This window comes from Cellulomonas sp. P5_C6 (assembly GCF_054049635.1).
In genome coordinates this window covers 1-3,450 of record NZ_JBFULZ010000289.1, presented here as the reverse complement: position 1 = coordinate 3,450, position 3,450 = coordinate 1, and the positions used below count along the sequence as shown (strand labels likewise).

Below are 3,450 nucleotides of genomic sequence, written 5' to 3'. Positions count from 1 at the left end.
GGCCGGCGGGCGTCGAGGGCGTCGATGCGGGCCACGGCCTCGTCGACGCCCACCCCGTCCGTGCTGAACGCGACGCCCGTCGTGCCGACGGTCGCCAGGCTCCGCGTGAGCTTGCCGGCGCTGCCGGGGGCCAGGCCCACCGGGACCGCCCCCTCGGTGTGCCCGAGGACGAGCGCGTGCAACCGGTCGCTGACGACGAACGAGGCGCGCCGGTACACGTCGCGCACCACCTTCTCCGCGGCGGCGTGGTCGACCCCGTCCCACGCGACGAGCTCGCCGCCGAGGGCGGTCGCCAGATCCCGCGCGCGCGGCAGGTCCCGGCCCACCTGCGGCACCACGACGACGTCGAGCGAACGAGCGTCCGCGACGGCCCGGACCGTGTCGGTCCACGCCCGGCCCGGGGCCGGACGATCACCGCGCAGGGAGACCGCGAGCACCGGGCGGTCGTCGCCGTGGCGGGCCGCCGTGAGGTCGGGCGTCCCGAACGCGTAGCCCCAGTCGGGCGCCACGACCCCGCGGCCCACCCAGGACCGGCTCTCGGCGTCGCGCCACGCGACGACCGAGCAGGGCAGGAGGGCGACGTTGAGGACCGGACCCCACAGCCGGTGCGGCGCGCGCAGCCCGAGGCCGACGTGCAGCCCGGCACCCCCGCGCAGCCGGCTCGCCAGGACGAGCGGGGCGGTCTTGAGCAGGTGTCCGGCGTAGCCCGCGGTCGCGTAGGTCTCCCCCGCGTTGAACCCGTACACGGCGCCGTGCCACGCGCCGGAGGCGGACCGGCGGGCCCAGTCACGGCGGTCGCGGACCAGCACGTCCTGCGCCTGCAGCCCGAGCGCGCCCACGTACCCGTCGGGCATGCCGTCGACGTTCACCACCAGCCGACCCAGCGGCCGCAGCGCGTCCAGCAGGCCGCGGCGCAGCACCGAGTCACCGAGGTTGTCGGTCTGCCCGCGGGCCGAGACGAGGACGTCACGCACGAGGACCACCCTGCCCTGCGGCGACCGCGTCGGATACCCCGTCGCCGACGTCCACCCGTTCGCCCTCGGTGGGCCGCGGGTGCCCGAGCAGCACGACGCACAGCGGCAGGAGCACGTACGGCCAGTACATCGCGCGGTCGACCACCCCGAACGGCACCTCGACGATCCCGGCCGCGACGATCGCGGCGACGGTCAGCGCCGGCCACGAGTCCCCCAGGCCGGCGGCGCGGACCGCCCGGACGGCACCGACCACCAGCAGCGCGCCCACGACCGCCACGAGCAGGACCCCGCCGGTGACCAGCAGCTGCATGAACTCGTTGTGCGCGTGGTACGCGTACCCGCCGAGGCCGGCCGACGAGTGCGCCAGCTGGTCGTAGAAGTCCCAGCCGTGACCGACCAGCGGGGCCTGCGCGAACTCGTCGCGGCCCGCGATCCAGTAACCGCCGCGGTTCGCCATCGCGCTCGCCGACGTCGTGACCAGCGGCAGCGCGACGGCCGCCAGCGCGACCGCCCCGATGCCGAGCCCGGCGACCAGGCTCCGGCGACGCAGCGGGACCAGTGCGAGCACGCCGGCGGCCAGCAGCACGACGACGGCCGCGAGCCAGGCGCCGCGCGAGTACGACCAGACCAGCGCGACGAGCACCAGCGAGCCCGCGACGATCCGGGATGCACCGCGCAGCGCGAGCACCGACGGGATGCCCACGGCGAGCACGAGCCCGAGGTTGTTCCCGGAGGGCAGCAGCCCCGCGAGGATGCCGATCGGTCCGGCCTTCTCCGCGTCGGCCCCGGCGTAGTCCTGGTAGCGCGCGAGGTCGGGCAGCACCAGGCCCGCGACGATGCTCACGGCGGCGGTCGCGGCGGTGATCCACCCGAGCACCGGCACCGCGCGCCAGGAGATCCGAATCACCCACGCGCTGGTGACCACCGCCGGGTACAGGACCGCCATCGTCTCGGGCCGCGAGGAGACGGCGAGGCCCGTCGCGACGACGACGACCCACGGCAGGAGCAGCAGCGCGAGCAGCGGCCAGCGTTCCCATGGCGCGGTGCGGAAGCCCAGCACGACGATCGCCACGCACAGCGCCAGCAGGCCGACGTTGCAGGCCGTGGTCAGCCCCTGCACGAGCGCGCCGCCCTCGTCGGCACCGTCCGTGATCGGCTGGAAGCCCCGCCCCTCGGTCAGCAGGATCGCGAGCTGGGGAAGGGCGGCCKCCAGCCAGACACCGACGACGAGCACAGCATCTCGACGGTCCAGGAGACGGTCGAGGACGCGGCCGATCACCGGCCGTCCCCGAGCAGGGCGCCCACCGCGCGGTGCCCCACCACCGTGACCGTCGACCACCACCGCGCGGGGGCACTGGCGCCGATCACCCGGCGGACGTCCGCCGCCTGACCACGCAGGTAGTTGCGGTCGCGCCGGGTCAGCAGCGCGGCGTGCTTGCGCGCGTAGAGCTGGATGCCGTCGAGCCGCCGCTGGGTCTTGTCCGTCAGCTGGCCCTCGCCGTGCACGCGGTTGGTCACCAGCAGCTCGGGCACGACCGCGTACGTGAGCCCGGCGGACAGCGCGCGGACCAGCAGGTCCTTGTCGTTGGAGACCGGCAGCACGGGGTCGAATCCGCCGAGGCTGCGGAACGCCGCGGTGCGCATGACGAAGTTGGAGCCGACGAAGCCCGGGTTGCGCGCGACGACGTCCTTGGCGTGCAGGCCGGGCTCGATCCGGGCCATCCGGTAGCCCGGCGCGTCGGCGTGGGTCCAGGCGACGGCGAAGTCGTTCCCGCCCTCCTCGAGCGCGCCGACCGTCAGGCGCAGGAAGGCCGGGTCCCACAGGTCGTCGTCGTCGAGGAACGCCACGAGCTCGGACTGCACGAGGACCGTGCCCGCGTTGCGGGACGCACCCGCCGTACCGGCCTGCTGCCCGGACGAGTCGAGGTAGCGCACCGGCACGTCGGACGCCTCGTCCAGCCCCGCGACGACGGACTCCGTGGCCCCCGACCCCAGGTCGTCGCTCACCACGACGGCCACAAGACGGACGTCCGCGCCGAGGTCCTGGCCCAGCACGGACGCGACGGCCTCGGCGAGCAGGGGGTCGCGGCCGTGGGTCGGGATCACGCAGGTGACGTCAGCCACCACCGGCCCCGATGTACTCCCACTGGCGGGCGAGCCCCTCCTCGACGCTGACCTTCGGCTTCCAGCCGAGCAGGTCGCGCGCGGCCGAGGCGTCGCCGCCGGTGCGCCAGGCGTCGCCGTCGACGGTCGGGTACCGCTCGACCAGGACCTCCCGGCCGGTGACCGAGTGGATGACCGAGAGGACCTCGTTGACCGTGACGTTGGTGCCGCCGGCGATGTTCAGCACGGTGCCGGGCCGGACCTGCTCGGTCGCCGCCAGCACGTTGGCCTCGACCACGTCGTCGACGAACGTGAAGTCGCGGATCTGCTCGCCCGTGCCGTACAGCGTGATCGGCCGGCCGTCGCGCACCGC

General features: G+C 75.1%; 4 protein-coding genes. All 4 read right to left on the bottom strand.

All coding sequences use genetic code 11. The annotated features are described in order from the left end of the window. Positions 1–974: hypothetical protein (locus ACXJKG_RS20215; protein WP_456847513.1), on the bottom strand; the 974-nt coding region annotated here is incomplete at its 3' end. Beyond that, positions 967–2,253, bottom strand: a complete 1,287-nt coding sequence (locus tag ACXJKG_RS20210; protein ID WP_456847512.1) for an O-antigen ligase family protein — start codon at positions 2,251–2,253, stop codon at positions 967–969. The genes ACXJKG_RS20210 and ACXJKG_RS20215, both read right to left, overlap by 8 nt. Next, positions 2,250–3,080 (bottom strand): glycosyltransferase family 2 protein, encoded by an 831-nt coding sequence (locus tag ACXJKG_RS20205; protein WP_456847511.1) that lies wholly within the window; start codon positions 3,078–3,080, stop codon positions 2,250–2,252. Before ACXJKG_RS20205 ends, ACXJKG_RS20210 begins: the two co-directional genes overlap by 4 nt. Positions 3,081–3,090: 10 nt before the next feature. Beyond that, the coding region (locus ACXJKG_RS20200) for a GDP-mannose 4,6-dehydratase (RefSeq protein WP_456847510.1) at positions 3,091–3,450 on the bottom strand (360 nt) is incomplete at its 5' end.